This window comes from Actinomadura sp. NBRC 104425, from assembly GCF_030269545.1.
In the GTDB taxonomy this organism is placed as follows: domain Bacteria; phylum Actinomycetota; class Actinomycetes; order Streptosporangiales; family Streptosporangiaceae; genus Spirillospora; species Spirillospora keratinilytica.
In genome coordinates this window covers 22,227-41,454 of record NZ_BSTN01000011.1, presented here as the reverse complement: position 1 = coordinate 41,454, position 19,228 = coordinate 22,227, and the positions used below count along the sequence as shown (strand labels likewise).

The following is a 19,228-nucleotide window of genomic DNA, read 5'->3' as shown; positions in this document are numbered from 1 at the left end:
GAACAAGTAAAGCAAAGTGCCTTGCGCTCCTTTTATCAGGCGACACCCGGGATTGGCGTCATCGCCGTATCCGCACGCGCCGAGAGCATCCGGCATCACGCCGACCGCGGCGGCCTTTCCCGTCCCGCCGCGGACGTGCCGCGGGGACGGGGCAACGCGGTGGGCCACCGGCCCGCGCTGGTCACGGGGTGGTGCGCTCGCGCGAGGTGCGGGCGCGGAGCCTCCCCTGGCCGAGGTGGGGGTGGTGCAGGTCGAAGGCCGGACGTTCGGAGCGGATGGCGGGGATGGCCGCGAAGTTGTGCCGCGGAATCGGGCAGGAGGTGGCCCATTCCAGCGAGTTGCCGTAGCCCCACGGGTCGTCGGCGTCGACGCGCGGCGCCCTGCGGGCGGTGTGCCAGACGTTGTAGAGGAACAGCAGGATGGACAGCCCCAGCAGCGCCGCCCCGGCCGAGGAGACCAGGTTGAGGGCGGTGAACTCGTCGGCGTAGTCGGGGTAGCGGCGCGGCATGCCTGCGGCTCCGAGCCAGTGCTGGACGAGGAAGGTCGTGTGGAAGCCGACGAACAGCATCCAGAACTGGATCTTCGACAGCCGTTCGTCCAGCATCCTTCCCGTCATCTTGGGCCACCAGAAGGCGAACCCGGCGAACATCGCGAACACCACGGTGCCGAACAGCACGTAGTGGAAGTGCGCCACCACGAAGTAGGAGTCGTTGAGCTGGAAGTCCAGCGGCGGCGACCCGAGGATGACCCCGGTCAGGCCGCCGAACAGGAAGGTGACCAGGAACCCGATCGACCACAGCATCGGCGACCTGAAATCCAGCTGCCCGCGCCACAGCGTGCCGGTCCAGTTGAAGAACTTGATCCCGGTGGGGACGGCGATGAGGAAGGTCAGGAAGGAGAAGAACGGCAGCAGTACCCGCCCGGTGACGAACATGTGGTGCGCCCACACCGTCATCGACAGGCCGGTGATGGCGATGCTGGCGAACACCATGCCGACGTAGCCGAACAGGGGCTTGCGGGCGAAGACCGGGATGACCTCGGTGAGGATGCCGAAGAACGGCAGCGCGACGATGTAGACCTCCGGGTGCCCGAAGAACCAGAACAGGTGCTGCCACAGCAGCGCGCCGCCGGTCCCGGGGTCGTAGATGTGCGTGCCGAGGTTGCGATCGGTCCACAGCGCGGCCAGCGCGGCCGCCAGCACGGGGAACGCCAGGATGACCAGGATCGAGGTGAACAGCACGTTCCAGGTGAAGATCGGCATCCGGAACATGGTCATGCCCGGCGCGCGCATCCCCGCGATGGTGGTGATGAAGTTGACCGCGCCCAGGATCGTGCCGACCCCGGACATGAGCAGCCCGGCGATCCACAGGTCGCCGCCGGTCTCGGGGGAGTAGGTGTCCAGGGTCAGCGGCGCGTAGGCGTACCAGCCGAAGCTCGCGGCGCCCTGGGCGGTCGCGAATCCGCCGACGGCGATGAGCCCGCCGCACAGGAACAGCCAGAAGCTGAACGCGTTGAGCCGGGGGAAGGCCACGTCCGGCGAGCCGATCTGCAGCGGCATGATCACGTTGGCGAACCCGGCGAACAGCGGGGTGGCGAAGAAGAACATCATGATCGTGCCGTGCATGGTGACCAGCTGGTTGTACTGCTCGGCGCGCGTCACCTGCAGTCCGGGGTGCACCAGCTCCCCGCGGATCAGCATCGCCATCAGCCCGGCCACCAGGAAGAAGCAGAACGAGGCGACGAGGTACAGGTAGCCGACCTTCTTGTGGTCGGTGGTGGTCAGCCAGTCCACCACCCGGCCGCGCGGGGTGGGCGCGGCGGGCGGCGGCGTGGTCTCGGCCCGGTCGCGTACGTCGGTCACAGGGTGCCTCGCTCGTCCGATGGGCGGCCCGGCGGCACGGAGACGGCCCGGCGGCCGGCGGGTCGCGCGGTCAACACGGTCTCGTCCCGGAGCGGGCGGCGGGCCGCGCCTCGTGCGCGGGCACGTCCGCAGCGGACGTGCCGGTGCGCGGCGAGCAGGGATGGCGTGCGGCCAGGACGACCACCATGGCGACCAGGAACACCGCCACCGCGGCGACCGACGCCGCCACGGCCACCGCGACCCGCGGCGGACGCCATGACACGGCCGCCCCGTCCGCGCCGGTGAAGGTTCTCAGCCGCCGGGCCAGATCCGGATCGTCGCGTTCCAACTCCGCGTCGATCCGCCTCAGCACGGTCCGCTCCTCGCCTGGCAGTCCCATCCCCGTCCACCTCTCGGCGCACGGCCGCAGCGGCCACCGGTCACGCCCCCTCCGTGAGCGCCTGCGCTGCTCGGGGCGGCAGGCAGGACGTACCCGGACATCGGACACCGATCCGCTAGCGGCGCCAAAAGGCCGGTACCGAGGTCCCCAAGGTCGGTCCGGCCGGGGCATGGCGCCTCGGGGTCGGCGGGACCTTCGTCCCTGGGCGAGCGGCAGAGGCCCGCCGAGACTGGAGGCCGGCCGCGCGGACCACGCGGCCGCGGTCGGCGGGACGGGTGGGGGTTTGCGTGATGCGGCGCGAGGACACATCGACGGCCCTTGCAGAGGGCCTGTCGTCGGCGGACGCGGCGCTGCGGCTGCGCCGTGACGGGCCGAACGTCCTGCCGTCGCGTCCGCCGGTGCCCGCGTGGCGGCGGGTGCTGTCCCAGCTGCGCGACCCGCTGATCCTGGTGCTGCTGGCGGCGGCCGCGCTGACCCTCGCCACCGGCGACTGGACCGACATGGCCGTGATCCTGCTGGTGGTCGTGGTGAACACCGCGGTCGGGGTGGGCCAGGAGATCCGCGCCGACCGGGCGATCAGCGCGCTGTCCGATCTGACCGCGCCGACCGCGCGGGTGGTCCGGGACGGGACGCAGCTGCAGATCCCCGCAGCCGACGTCGTGGTCGGCGACCTGCTCGTGCTGGCCGAGGGCGACATCGTCGCGGCCGACGCCGCGGTCGTGGAGGCGGCGGCGCTGACGGTGGACGAGTCCGCCCTGACCGGGGAGTCGGTCCCGGTGCACAAGACGGCGACGGGCGCTCTCGGCGGCACCGTCCCCGAGGACGCGGCGGTGTCGGCGGGCACGGTGGTGGTCAAGGGCCGGGGGCGCGCCGTGGTCACCGCGACGGGAGCGGCGAGCACGACGGGGCGGATCGCGGCGATGCTGGGCGACGGTGCCGGCCTGACACCGCTGCAGCGGCGTCTGGCCGGTGTCGGCCGGATGCTGGCCGGTGTCGCGGTCTTCCTGTGCGCGGTCGTGCTGGCGCTCGGGCTGGTGCGGGGGCAGCCGGTCGAGCTGATGGTGGTCACCGCGATCAGCCTGGTGGTGGCGGCCGTCCCCGAATCGCTGCCCGCCGTGGTGACGCTCGGCCTGGCCCTGGGCGCCCGCCGGATGGCCGCGCGGAACGCCCTGATCAGGGGGCTGTCGGCGGTGGAGACGCTGGGGTCGGTCACGGTGCTGGCCACCGACAAGACCGGCACGCTCACCGAGGGCCGGACGGTCGCGCGCCGCCTGTGGACGCCGGCCGCGGAGGCCGCCGTGACCGGCTCCGGCTACTCCCCGGACGGCCGGATCGAGGTGGACGGCCGCACGCTCGACGCCCCCGACCCGTACGGGATGACCGAGCTGCTGACGGCCGCGGTGCTGTGCAACGACGCGCGGCTGTCGCCTCCCGGGGACGCGGGCGGGGAGTGGACGGCGCTGGGCGACCCGACCGAGGCCGCTTTGCTCGCCGCGGCCGCCAAGCTCGGCATCGACCGCCGCGAGCTGCACGAACGCTGCCCGCGGGTGGCCGAACGGCCCTTCGACAGCGACCGCAAGCGCATGACCACCGTGCACCGGCTGCCGAGCGGGGGTTTCCGCGTCGTCTGCAAGGGGGCGCCGGAGGCGATGCTCGGCGGGGCGGTTCTGGAGGACGACCAGGGGCTGGTGGCCCGCGCCGCCGCCCGCGCCGACGAACTGGCCCGCGACGGTTTCCGGGTGCTCGCGGTCGCCGCGGCCACCCGGCCGTCCGCCCCGGGCCCCGGCGAGGACCTGGAGCGGGGCCTGCGCCTGCTCGGCCTGGTGGCGATCGTCGACCCGCCCCGCGCGGCGGCCGCCGGGACCATCGCCGCCTGCCGCCGCGCGGGGATCCGGCCGGTGCTCATCACCGGCGACCATCCCGGCACCGCCCGCGCCATCGCCGCCGAGCTGGGCGTCATCGGCCCGGACGACCCGGTGGCCGACTGCCGCGCCCCGCACGCGGCCGCCGAACCCGGCACGTCGGTGTTCGCCCGCGCCACCCCGGCGCAGAAGCTGGACATCATCCAGGCCATGCGCGAGCGCGGCGAGGTGGTCGCGATGACCGGGGACGGGGTGAACGACGGGCCCGCGCTGCGCCGCGCCGACATCGGCGTGGCCATGGGGCGGCGCGGCACCGAGGTCGCCCGCCAGGCCGCCGACCTGGTGCTGGCCGACGACGACCTGCGCACCGTGGCCGCCGCGACCGAGGAGGGCCGCCGCGTCTACGGCAACATCCGGCGCTTTTTGGTCTACGGGCTGTCCGGCGGCGCCGCGGAGATCGCGGTCATGCTGCTCGGGCCCGCCTTCGGGCCGGCGCTGCCGCTGCTGCCCGCGCAGATCCTGTGGATCAACCTGCTCACCCACGGGCTGCCGGGCGTCGCCCTGGGCGGCGAGCCCGTCGAGCGCGGCGCCATGGACCGGCCGCCGCGCCCGCCTTCGGAGACCATCATGGGCGCGGGGCTGTGGCAGCGCGTGCTGCGCGTCGCGTTCGTGCTCACCGCCGTCACCCTGGGGGTGGCGGCTTGGGCGTACCACACCGGGCGCCCCTGGCAGAGCATGGCGTTCCTCGCCCTCGGCGCCACGCAGCTCGCGGCGGCGATCGGGTCGCGATCCCGGCCGGGGTCCCGCAGCAATCCGATGCTGCTCGCCGCCGTCGCGGCCGCCCTGGGACTGCAGCTGGCCGGGCTCTACCTGCCCCCGCTGCGCGGGCTGCTCGGCACCGAACCGCTGACCGCCGGGCAGCTGGGGGCCGTGCTGGGGCTGTCGGTCCTCGGCTACGCCGCCGTGCGCCTCGACCGCATCCTGCATCCACCGAAACGATAGGAAAGCACCATTAGCGGCCGTTCATCCGGATTCGTCAGGTGAATCTCATCCGCCGCTGACCGGAATCTGACTTTCTTCTCCTTACGCTCGACGCTATGGGGGACCCTGAGCGGGCACGGATCCTGGTGGTCGACGACGACCCGGCGGTACGCTCCGCACTCGACCACGTCCTGCGGTTCCACGGCTACGAGGTCGCCCTGGCCGGGGACGGCATCGAGGCGCTGGCCGCCCTGGAGGACGGCCGCCCCGACGCCGTCGTCCTGGACGTGATGCTGCCCGGCCTCGACGGCTTCGGCGCATGCCGGATGATGCGCGGCCGCGGCCACGACATGCCGGTGCTGATGCTCACCGCGCGCACCGAGGTCGCCGACCGGGTGGCCGGGCTGGACGCGGGCGCCGACGACTACCTGTGCAAGCCGTTCGCGCTGGAGGAGCTGCTGGCCCGGCTGCGCGCCCTGATCCGCCGCGCGCGCAGCGAGGTCACCGGCGGCGACGGGGAGGTGCTGCGGTTCGCCGACCTGGCCATGAACGTGGCGACCCGCGAGGTGTGGCGGGGGATGCGCCGGCTGACGCTGTCGCCCACCGAGTTCACCCTGCTGGAGATGCTGCTGCGGCGTCCGCGGCGGGTGCTGGAGCGCGGCTGGCTGCAGGAGGAGGTCTGGGGCTGCGACTTCGGCCGCAACTCCAACTCGCTGCACGTGTACATCGGGTACCTGCGGCGCAAGACCGAGGAGGGCGGCGAGCCCCGGCTGATCCAGACGGTGCGCGGCGTCGGCTACACGCTGCGCGAAAGCCCGCTGTGACCCGGGGCCGCCCGTCACCGGTGCGTGGTGGGCTGCGCCGCCGGTCCGCCCCGGTCCGCGCTGCCGTTGCCGAGCACGTGCGGGGACGCGGCGCCGGCGCCCAGGTCGATGACCTGGTCGGGACGCGGCGCCAGGTGCGGGTCATGGGTGATCAGGATGGTGGTGCGGCCCTCCATGAGGCGGCGCAGCGGAGCCAGGATGCGGCGGGCGGCGGCCTCGTCCAGGCCGGTGGTCGGCTCGTCCAGGATCACAACCGGGGTGTTGCGGATCATCGCGCGGGCGATCGCGATGCGCTGCCGCTGCCCGCCCGACAGCAGCCGCCCGCGCTGCCCCACCGGCGTGTCGTAGCCCTGCGGCAGGGCGGTGATGAAGTCGTGCGCGCCGGCCGCCTTCGCCGCCGCCACGACGTCGGCGTCGCTCGCGCCGGGCCGCCCGTAGGCGATGTTGTCGCGGACCGTCCCGGAGAACAGCAGGCTCTCCTGCGCCAGCAGGGTGACGCTCGCGCGCAGGGCGTGCAGGGTCAGGTCGCAGATGGGCACGCCGTCCAGGCGGATGCCGCCCGCGATCGGGTCGTGGAAGCGCAGCAGCAGCTTGGCGATCGTGGACTTGCCGCTGCCGCTCGGGCCGGTCACCAGCACCAGGTCGCCGGGGCGGGTCCGGAACGTCAGCCCGTCCAGCACCGTCCGGCCGGTGCCCGGATAGCCGAAGGTGACGGCGTCGAAGGCGACATGGCCCCGCGCCGCCGGCCGCGGCCGCGCGGACGGCCGGTCGGTGATCTCGGGCCGGGTGTCGAACACCTGCATGACGCGGTCCGCGCCCGCCGCCGCCTCGCCCGCGGTGAGCGCCAGCCGTCCCAGCGACTGGATCTGCGGGTACAGGTAGCCCAAATACGCGGCGAACGCCAGCAGCCCGCCCAGCGTGAGGCGGTCGCGCGACAGCTCCCAGGCGCCCATGCCGAGCACCACCAGCACGCACACCGTCTCCAGCACTTCGATCAGCGGCCCGTAGGACGCCGTCAGCCGCGCCTCGGCCATCTTGGCGGCCATCCAGCGGCGCCCCTCGCGGTGCAGCCGGGACGCCTCGGCGGCCTGCCGGTTGCAGGACTGCACCAGCGCCTGGTTGGCCAGGCCCTCCTCGACGATGCTGTTCATCACGCCGTTGCTGGCGCGCTCGCGGGCCGCCGCCGCGTGCAGCCGCGCCGCGAACACCTTGGCCGTGACGACGAACAGCGGCACCAGCGCGCACGCCACCAGAGCCAGGTCCCACCGCACGTAGAGCGCCGCACCGGCGAAGAACACGACGCTGACCAGCGCCGTCACCGCCTGCACCAGGCCGGAGGCCACCAGTTCCTCGATCGCCTCGATGTCGTCGGTGAGCCGGGCCATCAGGTCGCCGAGGCGGCGCCGGTCGAAGAAGTCGGGCGACATCCGCTGGATGTGGGCGAACACCCCGTCGCGCAGCCGCAGCAGGAACCGCTCCCCCGCCAGCGCCGTGGTGTACTCGCCGCCGAAGCTCACCAGCCCGGCCGCCAGAGCCAGCGCCAGCCAGGACAGCGCGGGCCGCCAGAACGCGTCCAGGTCCCGGGCCGCCAGCGCCTTGTCGGTGATGACGCCGAACAGCCAGATCGCGGCGACCTCGCACACCGCCGCGGCGACCGCGCAGACACCGCTGAACAGCAGCAAGCGGCGGTCGCCCCGCGTGTAGGGCCAGAAACGCCGGAACGCGGCCGCCACCGACCGCACCTCGTCGGAAACCGTCAGCAGCGGCACGCTTCCCTCCCTCCCGCGCATGAGAAGAGCCCGGCGGGCCGTTCACCCGCCCGGCTCTGCTCAGGTCAGCCGTTCACCCGTGCGGCCGGCCTAGTACCAGTACCACCGGTGCCTGCGGTAGAACCGGCGCCGCCGCCGGTAGAACCTGCGGTACCTGCGGTAACGCGGTCTCGGCCATGGCTGCCCTCCGCCAGCCCCCGGGACAATCTTCTGGAAGCTCATGCGAGAACCCCCGTTCTTTGTCGTCCGGCCTTTCGGCCCTGACACAAAAGAACGAAACCAGCCATTCCTATGACCCCGCTATGGCCGATCTATAAGCGCTCTGAAAGGAAGCTAAGAATGTGCTGAAAGTCGGCCGGCGGGGCGGGCGGCGATCGGCCGATCATCCCTGCCGCGCGGGTTGCCGCGGCGCGGCGGGCCCGGCGGCGAGTGTAATGGCCGCCGGTTCGGGGAGGACGCGGGCGACGGCGGGGAGGGGGCATGGACCAGTCGGACGTGATCATCGTCGGTGCGGGGGCGGCCGGCCTGTCACTGGCCCACCGCCTCGCCGGGGCGGACGGCCCCGGGGCGCCGCCCGCGGTGACGCTCGTGGACGCGCTCGACCAGGCGTTGCGCCCGCCCGAGCGCACCTGGTGCTTCTGGGAGGAGGGCGACGGCGAGTTCGAGGACGCCGTCACCGCGTCCTGGCGGCGGCTGCGCGTGGTGGGTCGGGACGGCACCGGGAGCGTGCACCGGCCGGCGCCCTACCGCTACAAGATGATCCGCTCGACCGCCTTCCGGGAGCTGGTGGAACGCAGGCTCGCCCGGCACGCCGGGGTGCGGACGGTGCACGCCGACGTCGACACGGTGCGCGACGTCCGCGGCGGCGCCGAGGTCTCCGGCACCGCGGAAGGCGGGCGGCGGGTGACGCTGCGGGCCCGCTGGGTGTTCGACTCGCGTCCGCCGCGTGATCTGCCGCGGGCCCGCAGCACCCTGCTGCAGCACTTCCGCGGCTGGTTCCTGCGCACCGACGCGCCCGTCTTCGACCCCGACGTCGCCCTGCTGATGGACTTCCGCACCCCGCAGCCGCGCCACGGGGTCTCGTTCGGATACGTGCTCCCGACCGGCCCGGACGAGGCGCTGGTGGAGTACACCGAGTTCTCCCCCGCCCCGTTGACCCGGGACGCCTACGAGCGGCGGCTGCGGCACTACACGCGCGAAGTGCTGCGTCTGGGGTCCGTGCAGGTCCACGGGTGCGAGCAAGGCGTGATCCCCATGACCGACGCGGTCTTCCCGCGCCGGGTGGGGCGTTCGGTGTTCCGCATCGGCACGGCCGGGGGTGCGACGCGTCCCGCCACCGGCTACACGTTCGCCGCGATCCAACGGCAGTGCCGGGCCATCGCCGCCGCCTGCCGGCGCGGGGCCGTGCCCGTGCCGCCCGCACCGTACTCGGCGCGCGCTCGCGCGATGGACGCGGTGCTGCTGAGGCTCCTGCTGCGGGAGCGGGTCGACGGCGCGCGGTTCTTCACCGGCCTGTTCGAGAACACGCCGACGGCGCGTCTGCTGCGGTTCCTGGACGGCGGCACCCGCCTGTGGGAGGACATCGCGATCGGCTTGCGCACCCCGGTGCTGCCCATGCTGCGCACCGCTTGCGAGGTTCCGCTGCTGCCCCGCAGGGACCGTCCCGCCCGTCCCGCCCCGGTGTCCGCGGCGGACCGCCGGGCGGTGCGGTCGTGAACCGCCGGCCCGGCCGGGACAGGCGCGCGGAACCGGTTCCCGCGCCCGGCGGACGCGCCCGGTTCGACGGCGACGCGCCCGCCGTCGCGGTGGTCGGCGGGGGCATCGCGGGAACGGCGGCCGCGACCGTGCTCGCCGAACGCGGCGCGCGGGTCACGCTGTACGAGCGGGAGCCGGTGCTCGGCGGGCGGCTGGCCGGGTGGCCGGTGACACTGGCCGACGGCTCCCGCGCCACCATGACCCGCGGGTTCCACGCGTTCTTCCGCCAGTACTACAACCTGCGCGGGCTGCTGCGCCGGGTGGACGGGGATCTCGGCATGCTGGCGGGCCTGCCGGACTATCCGCTCCTGCACGGCGACGGCCGGTCCGACCGGTTCGCCCGGGTGCCGCGGACTCCGCCGTGGAACGCGCTGGGCTTCGTGGCGCTCAGCCCCAGCTTCCGCTGGCGGGACCTGGCCCGCTTGAACCTGGCGGCGGCCGGTCCCCTGCTGGATGTGCGCGTCCCGGACATCTACGAACGGCTCGACGGCACCGGCGCCGCGCGGTACCTGGCCGCGGTGGGTTTTCCCGAGGCGGCCCGGCGGCTGGCGTTCGAGGTGTTCTCCCGCAGCTTCTTCGCCGACCCGGACCGGCTGTCGGCCGCCGAGCTGGCGTTGATGTTCCACGTCTACTTCCTCGGGTCGGCCGAGGGGCTGCTGTTCGACGTCGTCCGCGAACCGTTCCCGCAGGCGCTGTGGGACCCGCTGGCCGCCTACCTGGCCACACGGGGGGTGCGGCTGCTCACCGGCACTCCCGTGGAGCGGATCGGGCCGCGGGCCGGCGGCGGCGCCGACGTGGTGGCCGAGGGCGACTTCGGCCGCTACGACGCGGTGGTGCTCGCGCTGGACGTCAACGGGCTGCGCGGCATGATCGCGCGCTCGCCGGATCTGGGCGACCCGGCGTGGCGGGCGCGCGTTCAGCGGCTGCGCGCCGCGCCGCCGTTCCTGGTGTCGCGGCTGTGGCTGGACCGCCCGCCGCACGCCCGTCGGCCCGCCTTCCTGGCCACCGGCGGTTTCCCGACGCTCGACAATGTCAGCGTGCTGGACCGCTGGGAGGGCGAGGCGGCGCGCTGGGCCGTCCGCACCGGCGGTTCGGTCGTGGAACTGCACGCCTACGCGCTGCCCGCGTCCTGCGACCGGCGCGCCGAACAGGAGCGGCTCGTGGCGCAGTTGCATCGCGTCTACCCGGAGACGCGCGGCGTGCGGATCGTCGACGTCCGGCACCTGTGGCGGGAGGACTGCCCGCTGTTCGCCGCGGGCGGCCACCGCGACAGGCCGATGGTGCGCACACCGCACCCGGACGTGGTGCTGGCGGGCGACCTGGTCCGCACGGACCTGCCGGTGGCGCTGATGGAGCGCGCCGCGACCAGCGGTTTCCTGGCCGCCAACGCGCTGCTGGCCCGCTGGGGCGTCCGGGGGCAGCCGCTGTGGACGGTGCCGCGGGCCGGCCGCTCGCGGATACTGCGCGCGGTCGCCGCCCTGGCCGCACGGACCCGCGCCGGACGCGACCCGGACCGGTCGGCCTCGCCTCACCCGGGGAACCGGCCGGACGCGCGCAACTGCCAGCGGCGTTCGGCGTAGGCGAGGTCGTCGCGCCACAGCCGCCCGGCGGTCTGCCGCATCAGGGGGCGCAGCAGCGGCGCCATCGCGCGGGCGACCGCGAACCCCGGCCGGTCGGAGACGGCCAGGACCGCCTCCACGACGGCGGTCCGCGGCGCGCCGTCCGGGCCCGGCCCGAGCGGCGTGGCGTGCGTCTCCACCGCCGACGTGCGGCCTTCCCCGTCGAGGATGCGCATGACGACCGTGCGGGGTCCGGGGGCGGTGAACCGGGCCCGGACGGGGACGACGGCGCGGCCCGCCACCTTGAACGACACGTCCACGAGGAAGCAGTCGTCCTCCTCCGCCCCGCCGGCCGGGCGCTGCGCCGGCGCCCGCCGCACCGTCAGATCGACGAACGAGTACGGGTGCAGCCAGCCGCCGTGCCAGGGGTCGAGCCGGTTGGCGATCACGTCCTCCGGTTCGCAGGCGCCCTCGGCGTCGAACACCGCCTCGATGCGGCGCTTTGCATCCGGCCTGTCCGGCACGACGGGACGCTCCAGCGGCGGCTCGCCGCCGACCTCGTCGAGCCGCACCCAGGCCAGCACGCCGTCGTCGTAGGCGGGGTAGGGCTCCCAGCCCGCGTAGGGGGTGCCGTCCAGGGCGAGCCCGTGCCAGTGGCACACGACCGCGCCGCACACGACGCGGGCGTCCCGCAGCGGGGCGCCCAGATGCGGGCAGGTGCCGGCGCCCGCCTGCAGCAGCCCGTCGCGGCCGCGCCACGCGATGACCTCCAGCCCGGCGACCGTCCGCGCGTAGGGGCGCCCGCCGCGCCCGATGTCCCGGCTGGCGCCCAGCACGTACCAGTTGCCGGACGGCCGGGCGGCGGCCCGTTTCAGCGCCGCCGCGATGATCGACGGCCGGGCGTCCCGCCAGGTGGGCCGCTGGTCCTGCCAGCGCACGGGACGCCGCAGCCGCAGCGGCAACAGCGGCCGGCGCGGGGCGGTCACCGCGGGACCTCCGGCGCCGTATCCCCCCGGCTGGGCGCGCGGGTGCGCAGCCGGGCGGCCGCCGCCCGCGCGGCGCCGCCGAGCGCCACCGCCGCCCGCCGCCCGCGCGGCACGACGGCCCGCCGGTGCAGCACCGCGTACCCGTCCGCCTCGATGACGCGCAGGATGTCGCGGTACAGGACGTAGGCGGTGCGGATGCACGGCCGCGAGACGGGGTCGAGCATGTCCAGGCCCGGCGCGGCCTGGCGGTACACGCCTTCGGCCAGGTCGGCGGCGGCGCGCAGCGCGGAGCGGATGCGGGGGTCGGGGCGGCCGGTGTCGCGGCTCCAGCGCAGCAGCTCCCGGTCGACCCCGTGCGCGTCCAGCAGGTCCTCGGGCAGGTAGACGCGGCCACGGTCGAGGTCCTCGCCGACGTCCCGCAGGAAGTTGGTGAGCTGGAAGGCGATGCCGAGCGCCGCCGCGTGCGGAGCCGCCTCCTCCCGCGGCGTCACCGTGCCGAGCACCGGCAGCATCTGCAGGCCGATGACGGCGGCGGAGCCGTACATGTAGACCTCCAGGTCGGCGTAGGTGGCGTAGCGGGTGACCTCCAGGTCGCTGCGCATGGAGGCCAGGAAGTCCAGGAAGTACCGGTGGTCGATGTCGTAGACCGCCGCCGTGTGCGCCAGGGCGCGCACGACGGGTTCGGCGCTGGTGCCGTCGCGCAGCCCGGCCACCAGCTGCTCCTCCAGGGCGTGCAGGGCTTCGGCGCGCCGCCGCGGCGTGACGTCGCGGTCGAGGTCGTCGACGATGTCGTCGGCCCAGCGGGCGAACCCGTACAGCGCGTGGACGGCGGGACGGCGCGCCGCGGGCAGCAGCCGGGTGGCCAGGAAGTAGGTGCGGCCGTGCCGCGCGTTGAGCCTCCTGCAGCGCGCGTAGGCCCTGCGCAGGGCCGGATCGGTGATGCCCGCCGCGTCCAGTTCCCGCCGGGTCATGGCATCCGCCTCCCGCGGCGCGGCCGGACGAGGCGGGCGGCGGCCAGTTTCCCGGAGATGAGCACGGTGGGCACGCCGACGCCGGGTGTGGTGCCGCAGCCCGCCAGGACCGCATTGCCGACGCCCCGCACACGGTTGCGCGGCCGGAACGGGCCGGTCTGCGTGAAGGTGTGGGCGACCGAGAACGGCGTGCCCGCCGCATGGCCCAGCGCCGTCCAGTCGGCCGGGGTGACCAGCCGTTCGCTTTCGATGGAGGCGTCCAGGCCGTGCAGGCCGCGGCGCTCCAGCTCCGCCACCAGCGCGTCGCGGTAGCGCGGGCCCAGGACGCGCCACTCGCGGGCGCTGGGGCCGACGGCGGTGTTGGGGCAGGGCGCGAGGATGTACAGCAGCTGCCTGCCCCCGGGCGCCAGCGCGGGGTCGCTCGCGGTGGGGCGGGTGACCAGCAGCGACGGGTCGCTCATCACCCGGCCGGTGCGGATGATCTCGCGGAACGTGCGTTTCCAGGCCTCGCCGAAGAAGATCGTGTGGTGTCCGAGCCGCGGCCAGGTGCGGGCGGTGACCGCGTGTAGCACGACCGCCGACGGCGAGTGGCGCAGCGGCAGCACGCGCCGCGGCGTGCGGCCCAGCAGGCGGTAGGCGGCCGGCAGCTCCACGGTGAGCACGACCGCGTCGCAGGGGATGCGGCCGCCTGCGCGGGTGCGCACGGCGGTCACGCGGTCGCCGCACCGGTCCAGGGCGGTGACCTCGCACCCCCAGCGGAACTCGCCGCCCGCGTCGGCCGCGGCGTCTGCCATGGCCCGTGTCAGGGCGTGCATGCCGCCGCGCGGGAAGTACACCCCGGCCACGGTGTCCATGTAGGCGATGACGGCGTAGGCGGCCAGGGCCCGGTGGGGCGGCACCCCCGCGTACAGGGCCTGGAAGGTGAACGCGCGGCGCAGCCGTTCGTCCGGCAGGAACCGGCGGACGCGCGCGTCCAGGCGGCCGAATCCCCCCAGGGCCGCCAGCCTGGCCAGGTCGGGGGTGAGCAGTTGCAGCAGGGAGTCGAAGTCGGCGTCGATGAACCGGCGCATCTGCACGCCGTACAGGTCGCTCAGCCAGGTCCGCAGCCGCCGGTACCCCGCGGCCGCACCGGGGCCGGCGAACCGCCGCACCTCCTCCTCCATCGCCTCGGCGCGGGTGTGCACGTCCAGGGCCGACCCGTCGGGGTACACCATGCGGTACGCCGGATGCAGTTCGAGCAGCTCCACCCGGTCGGCGAGCCGGTCGCCGACGGCGCGGAACGCCTCGTCGGCCAGGTGCGGCATGGTCAGCACGGTGGCGCCGCCGTCGGCGCGGCACCCGCCCAGGTCGAGCCGTCCGGCCCGGCCGCCCGGCTCGCCGGAGCGCTCCACCACCGTGACCCGGCACCCCGCCCCCAGCAGGTGCAGCGCGGCCGACAGCCCGGACAGCCCGGCCCCGACGACCACCACATGGTCCGGCATCGGCGCCCTCCCTGTCCTGTCCGGCGGACGACGTCCCCTGCCGCAGCCGTCCGAACCGCACCGCCGCCCGCGGATTCCGCCAAGATTTCTTGGCTTCTCCCCGGGCGGGTCGGGACGCGTTCATGGCAGGAGCCCGCCGTTCTTTTTGCGGTCGGCGGGGCGGGCGCCGGTCAGGTCAGGCGCCGGGTGCGGCTGAGGACCCGCCGGGCGACCACGACCAGGACCAGGAACGCGCCGCTGACCACCTGTCTGACGTGCCGGGGTGGGACGAGGGGGCGGGGCGGGCGGCGCGCCGCGGCGCCGCCCGCCCGCGGTCAGGGGCCGGTCAGCCGCAGTCGACGGGGGTCTCGTCGATCACGGACCGGTTGGCGGCCCGGATCCGGTCGACGTCGGGTTTGACCACCGCGCGGTCATAGGTGATGAGCCCGTTCAACTCGGTCTCGACGTCGGTGGTCTGGGTGTAGATCGCAGCGCTGAGCCCGTTGCAGGTGCGCAGCCTGCGCAGTTCCTCGCTCATCCCGGCGTACCGGTCGGTGAGCGACTCGGGGTCGGGCTCGACCGCATAGCCCCAGCCGCCGCCGGACCAGGTGTGGCCGATGACGGGCAGTCCGAGCCCGCCGTACTCGCCGAGCACCGAGGCGCGGGTGGCGGACGGGGCGGCCGGCGTGCCGGGGCCCGGGTAGATGTGGTAGTCGACGACGTCGCCGTTGCCGCCGTCGACGGCGCCGCAGCAGTTGACGCCGCTCATGTTGTCCACCAGGCGGGACGGGTCCCAGCTCTTGACCAGGTCGGCGATGCGGGCCTGGTCGTACTGGCCCCAGCCCTCGTTGAACGGCACCCACATCACGATGGACGGGAAGTTGCGGTGCTGGTCCACCAGGGCGCGCAGCTCGGTCTCGAACTGGGTGCGCTCGGCGGCGTCGGACGACCCGAACATCGACGGCATGTCCTGCCACACCAGCAGCCCGATGCGGTCGGCGTGGGCGTACCAGCGGTCCGGCTCCACCTTGACGTGCTTGCGGACGGTGTTGAAGCCGAGCCGCTTGGTCTCCTCCAGGTCGTAGCGCAGCGCCTCGTCGGTCGGCGCGGTGTAGATGCCGTCCGGCCAGAAGCCCTGGTCGAGCGGGCCCATCTGGAACAGCGGCTCGCCGTTGAGCAGGATTCGGTTGACGCCGCCGACCTGCTTGACCTCGACGGTGCGCATGCCGAAGTAGCTGCCGGTCCGGTCGAGGGTGCGGCCGCGGGCGTCGACCAGGGCGACGTCCAGGTCGTACAGGAACGGCCGGTCGGGCGACCACAGTTTCGGGTCGGGCACCGGCACGCGCAGTTCGGTGCCGGGGGCGCCGGTGGCGCGGCCGACCACGCGGCGGCCGTCGCGGGCGGTGACGACGGCGCGGGCGCCGTCCGGGGCGTTCTGCGCCTGGACGGTGACGCGCAGCGCCTCCCCCGCGACGTCGGGGGTGCTGTTCAGCCCGGTGATGTGGGCGGGCGCGACCGGCTCGATCCACACCGTCTGCCAGATGCCCGACGCCGGGGTGTACCAGATGCCGCTGGGCGTCTTGCGCTGCTTGCCGACGGCCTGGCCGTCCAGGTCGGTGGGGTCGTACACGCCGACGATGAGCTCCTGCGGGCCGCGTCCCGGCTTGAGGGCGTCGGTCACGTCCACGCTGATCCGGTCGTAGCCGCCCTTGTGCACGGCGACGCGCTTGCCGTTGACGTAGACCGTGGCCTCCCAGTCGACGGCGTCCAGGTGCAGCAGCAGCCGCTGCCCGTTGCGGCCCTTGTTCACCTGCCAGCCGGCCGGGACGGTGAACGTGCGGCGGTACCACATGCGCTCCTCGGACCGCTGGATGCCCGACAGCGCCGACTCGACCGGGTACGGCACGACGATCCGCTCGCCGAGGGTGCGGCCGAACGGGGGCGCCTCGCCCTGGCTCGCGGAGGCGAACTGCCAGGTGCCGTTCAGGCTCTGCCAGCGGTCGCGGGTGAGCTGCGGGCGCGGGTACTCGGGCAGCGGGTTGCGCGGGTCAACGTCGTCGGCCCACCGCGTCTTGATGGTGTAGTCGGACCGGTTCCACGCCAGGGCGTACTTGAACGCCTCGACTGCGGTTCCGTCGGCGGTGGTGACGCCGCCGGCGCCGTCGTAGGCTACGCGCACGCCGTTGCCGGCCTGCTTGGGGATCGCGTGGGCGAGCTTGAGGCGCAGCGCGGAGCTGTCGGCGGAGTCGCGGGCGGCGGACTCGACGGGCCAGGGGGTGCCGCCGACGGTCACGGTGAAGTGCTCGTGCGCGTCGGCGGGCGGGGCGGCCAGGGGCTCGTCGAAGCCGAGCCGCACGGTGTCGCCGGACGCGCTCACCTCGGCCGCCGGCCCCGGCGGGTCGAAGCCGTCGGGGAGGGTGAAGGCGGTGGCGGGCACGATCTGCTTGGGCTGGGACGGGCTCTGCCAGCTCAGCCGCAGGTTGGAGCCGCCGTAGTGCTCGAAGTACTCGATCTTGAAGTCGTACTCGGTGCCGGCCTGCAGGTCGATCGGCGCGCCGGTCTTCTCCTGGTCCCAGGTGTCGGTCCAGTTGTCGATGACCAGGCGGCCGTCGATCCACAGCCGGAAGCCGTTGTCGCCGATCATCGAGAACGTGTACGGCTCGGAGTGGGCGGGCTTGATCTTGCCGGTCCAGCGCACCGTGACGTCGTCGCTCTGGCCGGTGAGCTGCTGGAAGGCGCCCTCCAGGTCGGACATCTCGATGTTGGGGTCGACGACGGTCGCCTTGAGCTCGTGGAAGTCGAACTTGCCGGCGCCGGAGCTGACGTAGTAGTCGCCCCGCAGGCCCTGGCGCGTCTCGTCCTGGGCGGCGTCCGGGGCGGCGTCCGGGGCGGCGGCGGAGGCCGGGAGCGCCGCGACGCACTGCCAGACGAGCGCGGCGAACAGGGCCACCAGGAGCACGGGTCGGGGTCTGGTCCGGGGACGGGGTCTCTTCGCGTTCATCCGGGGATCCTCGTGTGCAGGGGGCGGGTGGATCGGGGACGGACGGATCTCGGGACCGATCGAAGGAACAGATATGAACCCTTGGCCGATCTCCACCAAACATCGAATGATCGACTCGGTCAAGACATCTCGGTCACTTCCGATCTAAAGCGATCGCATTCTGACCCGATCCGGCCGTCTCCCGCGCGGCCGGGCACCGTCCGGCCTGACTGACTACGATCGGAATCGGTCGGATCGTTTCGGGGCGCCGAGCGAGGTCGGGAGACAGTGAGCGAGAACCAGGGACCGGCGGACGCGCGCAGACCGGTGTTCGCCGCCGAACGCCGCAGGCGCATCCTGGAGCTGGTCCGGGCCAACGGCGCGCTGTCGCTGCGCCAGCTCGCCGAGGCGGTGCAGTCGTCGGAGGTCACCGTCCGCCGCGACGTGCGGGCGCTGGAGGCCGACGGGCTGCTCAACCGGCACCACGGCGGCGCCTCGCTGCCCGGCGCGCTGTCGCGCGAGCCCACCTACCTGCAGAAGGCGCAGGTCGCCGCCGCCGAGAAGGCCGCCATCGCCGACCTGGCCGCCGCGCTGGTGGAGGACGGCGACGCGATCGTCGTCGGCCCCGGCACCACCACCCTCGCCCTGGCGCAGCGCCTCACCTCCCGCACCGAGCTCGCCGTCGTCACCAACTCGCTGCTGGTGGCGCAGGCCCTGGCCGGTTCGCCGCGGATCGAGGTCATGGTCACCGGCGGCCTCCTGCGCGGCGCCACCCAGGCGCTGGTCGGCAGCGAGGCCGAGCGGGCGCTGGCCGGGCTGCGGGTCCGCCGGGCGTTCATCTCCGGCAACGGGCTGACCGCCGAGCGCGGGCTGTCCACCCCGAACCTGCAGGTCGCCAGCGCCGACCGCGCCCTGGCCGCGGCGGCCGAGGAGGTCGTGGTGCTGGCCGACCACACCAAGATCGGTGTGGACACGATGGTGCAGACCGTCCCCGCCGACCGCATCGACCATCTGGTCACCGACGAGCAGGCGGCGCAGGAGGAGCTGGACGAGCTGACCGCCCGGGGCGTCCGGTTGCACGTGGCTCGACTCTGACCGGTTCGGATCGCCTGTGACCGAACTTGCCAGGACGCCGGCCTGCTGCCCCGGATGAGCGTGGCCCGCAACCTGTTCCTCGGCCGCGAGCCCCCGCACCCGCCTCGGGCTGATCGACACCGCCCGCATGAAAGCCCGCGCGCGGGAGGTCCTCGCCCGCTACGGGGTGACCGCCGACGTCCGCCGCCCTCTCGGCGCGCTGCCCGCGGGCGCGCGCAGGCTCGTCGCGCCGGCCCGCGCCTGCTCCCTCGGGGCGCGGGTGGTCGTCCTGGACGAGCCCGCCGCCTCGATGGAACCGGCCGAGGCCGCCGCGCTGCGCCGCACCATCGCCGCGCTGCGCCGCACCATCGCCGCGCTGCGCCGCACCATCGCCGCGCTGCGCGCCGAGGGCCGCGCGGTGGTCTACGTCGGCCACCGGCTGCGGGACCCGCTGGACGAACCGGCCGTCGAAGGCCTGGCCGTCCTGCTCGTCTCCTCCGACCCGCGCGAACTGGCGGAGGGCTCCGACCGCGTCGTGCTGATGCGCGACGGCACCGTCGCCGCCGAACCGGCCGGCCCGCAGATCACCGAGCGGACCATCATGACCGCCCTGGCCGGCAACCGCCGCCCCTGTAGGCGCCCGCGGCCGCCTCGCCTGCGTTCGGCGATCTGCGAATCGCGGGAAAAGAGGGGTTGCGCGGATGGCGGGGCGGACGGATGATGCGCCCGATGCGCCTGGCGATGTTAGCGCTAACATCGATCTTGGA

General features: G+C 74.3%; 13 protein-coding genes. 6 read left to right on the top strand and 7 right to left on the bottom strand.

Annotated elements, in window-relative coordinates:
* Positions 1-181 precede the first annotated feature (181 nt).
* Both ctaD and QSK22_RS18170 read right to left on the bottom strand, forming a co-directional pair.
* Positions 182-1,861: an aa3-type cytochrome oxidase subunit I gene (gene ctaD / locus QSK22_RS18175; protein ID WP_285495401.1), complete on the bottom strand. Its 1,680-nt coding sequence runs from the start codon at positions 1,859-1,861 to the stop codon at positions 182-184.
* 70 nt (positions 1,862-1,931) lie between these two features.
* Complete coding sequence (locus QSK22_RS18170) at positions 1,932-2,240, bottom strand: DUF3040 domain-containing protein (RefSeq protein WP_285495400.1); 309 nt, start codon at positions 2,238-2,240, stop codon at positions 1,932-1,934.
* Positions 2,241-2,530: 290 nt separating this feature from the next.
* On the opposite strand from QSK22_RS18170, the gene QSK22_RS18165 reads away from it, so the two are divergent.
* Together QSK22_RS18165 and QSK22_RS18160 are read left to right on the top strand one after the other, a co-directional pair.
* Positions 2,531-5,104, top strand: coding sequence for a cation-translocating P-type ATPase (locus tag QSK22_RS18165; RefSeq protein WP_285495399.1), 2,574 nt, complete (start codon positions 2,531-2,533; stop codon positions 5,102-5,104).
* A 95-nt stretch (positions 5,105-5,199) separates the two neighbouring features.
* Positions 5,200-5,907, top strand: coding sequence for a response regulator transcription factor (locus QSK22_RS18160; protein WP_285495398.1), 708 nt, complete (start codon positions 5,200-5,202; stop codon positions 5,905-5,907).
* Between the two features lie 14 nt (positions 5,908-5,921).
* On the opposite strand, the gene QSK22_RS18155 is transcribed toward QSK22_RS18160, so the two are convergent.
* Positions 5,922-7,676, bottom strand: a complete 1,755-nt coding sequence (locus QSK22_RS18155) for an ABC transporter ATP-binding protein (RefSeq protein WP_285495397.1) — start codon at positions 7,674-7,676, stop codon at positions 5,922-5,924.
* A gap of 480 nt (positions 7,677-8,156) precedes the next feature.
* Between QSK22_RS18155 and QSK22_RS18150 the strand changes: the two genes are divergently transcribed.
* Both QSK22_RS18150 and QSK22_RS18145 read left to right on the top strand, forming a co-directional pair.
* Complete coding sequence (locus QSK22_RS18150) at positions 8,157-9,392, top strand: lycopene cyclase family protein (RefSeq protein WP_285495396.1); 1,236 nt, start codon at positions 8,157-8,159, stop codon at positions 9,390-9,392.
* A complete protein-coding gene (locus tag QSK22_RS18145) occupies positions 9,389-11,011 on the top strand; it encodes an FAD-dependent oxidoreductase (RefSeq protein WP_285495395.1) in 1,623 nt (540 codons plus the stop codon). The genes QSK22_RS18150 and QSK22_RS18145 overlap by 4 nt, the downstream gene beginning before the upstream one ends.
* Here the strand turns inward: QSK22_RS18145 and QSK22_RS18140 are convergent.
* From QSK22_RS18140 to QSK22_RS18125, 4 genes are all read right to left on the bottom strand, one after another.
* Positions 10,960-11,976, bottom strand: coding sequence for a Rieske (2Fe-2S) protein (locus QSK22_RS18140; protein WP_285495394.1), 1,017 nt, complete (start codon positions 11,974-11,976; stop codon positions 10,960-10,962). The two genes, QSK22_RS18145 and QSK22_RS18140, sit on opposite strands and share 52 nt — an antisense overlap.
* Positions 11,973-12,947: a phytoene/squalene synthase family protein gene (locus QSK22_RS18135; RefSeq protein WP_285495393.1), complete on the bottom strand. Its 975-nt coding sequence runs from the start codon at positions 12,945-12,947 to the stop codon at positions 11,973-11,975. Before QSK22_RS18135 ends, QSK22_RS18140 begins: the two co-directional genes overlap by 4 nt.
* Entirely contained in the window at positions 12,944-14,428 is a 1,485-nt protein-coding gene (gene crtI / locus QSK22_RS18130; RefSeq protein ID WP_285495392.1) for a phytoene desaturase family protein, read from the bottom strand. Before crtI ends, QSK22_RS18135 begins: the two co-directional genes overlap by 4 nt.
* 325 nt (positions 14,429-14,753) lie before the next feature.
* The gene (locus tag QSK22_RS18125; protein WP_285495391.1) at positions 14,754-17,366 is read right to left on the bottom strand and encodes a PA14 domain-containing protein; all 2,613 of its coding nucleotides are present in this window, start codon (positions 17,364-17,366) and stop codon (positions 14,754-14,756) included.
* 309 nt (positions 17,367-17,675) lie between these two features.
* Here QSK22_RS18125 and QSK22_RS18120 point away from each other — a divergent pair, with 309 nt between their 5' ends.
* Both QSK22_RS18120 and QSK22_RS18115 read left to right on the top strand, forming a co-directional pair.
* Positions 17,676-18,482 carry a DeoR/GlpR family DNA-binding transcription regulator gene (locus tag QSK22_RS18120; protein WP_285495390.1) on the top strand — a complete coding sequence of 269 codons (807 nt, stop codon included), beginning with the start codon at positions 17,676-17,678 and terminating at the stop codon, positions 18,480-18,482.
* Between the two features lie 127 nt (positions 18,483-18,609).
* Positions 18,610-19,182, top strand: coding sequence for a sugar ABC transporter ATP-binding protein (locus QSK22_RS18115; protein WP_285495389.1), 573 nt, complete (start codon positions 18,610-18,612; stop codon positions 19,180-19,182).
* The last annotated feature ends 46 nt before the right edge of the window (positions 19,183-19,228 follow it).

Bases quoted from the DNA above. Each gene is read 5' to 3' on its own strand.
- QSK22_RS18170 (WP_285495400.1), bottom strand. From the start codon at position 2,240: ATGGGACTGCCAGGCGAGGAGCGGACCGTGCTGAGGCGGATCGACGCG.
- QSK22_RS18165 (WP_285495399.1), top strand. From the start codon at position 2,531: ATGCGGCGCGAGGACACATCGACGGCCCTTGCAGAGGGCCTGTCGTCG.
- QSK22_RS18160 (WP_285495398.1), top strand. From the start codon at position 5,200: ATGGGGGACCCTGAGCGGGCACGGATCCTGGTGGTCGACGACGACCCG.
- QSK22_RS18150 (WP_285495396.1), top strand. From the start codon at position 8,157: ATGGACCAGTCGGACGTGATCATCGTCGGTGCGGGGGCGGCCGGCCTG.
- QSK22_RS18135 (WP_285495393.1), bottom strand. From the start codon at position 12,947: ATGACCCGGCGGGAACTGGACGCGGCGGGCATCACCGATCCGGCCCTG.
- crtI (WP_285495392.1), bottom strand. From the start codon at position 14,428: ATGCCGGACCATGTGGTGGTCGTCGGGGCCGGGCTGTCCGGGCTGTCG.
- QSK22_RS18115 (WP_285495389.1), top strand. From the start codon at position 18,610: ATGAAAGCCCGCGCGCGGGAGGTCCTCGCCCGCTACGGGGTGACCGCC.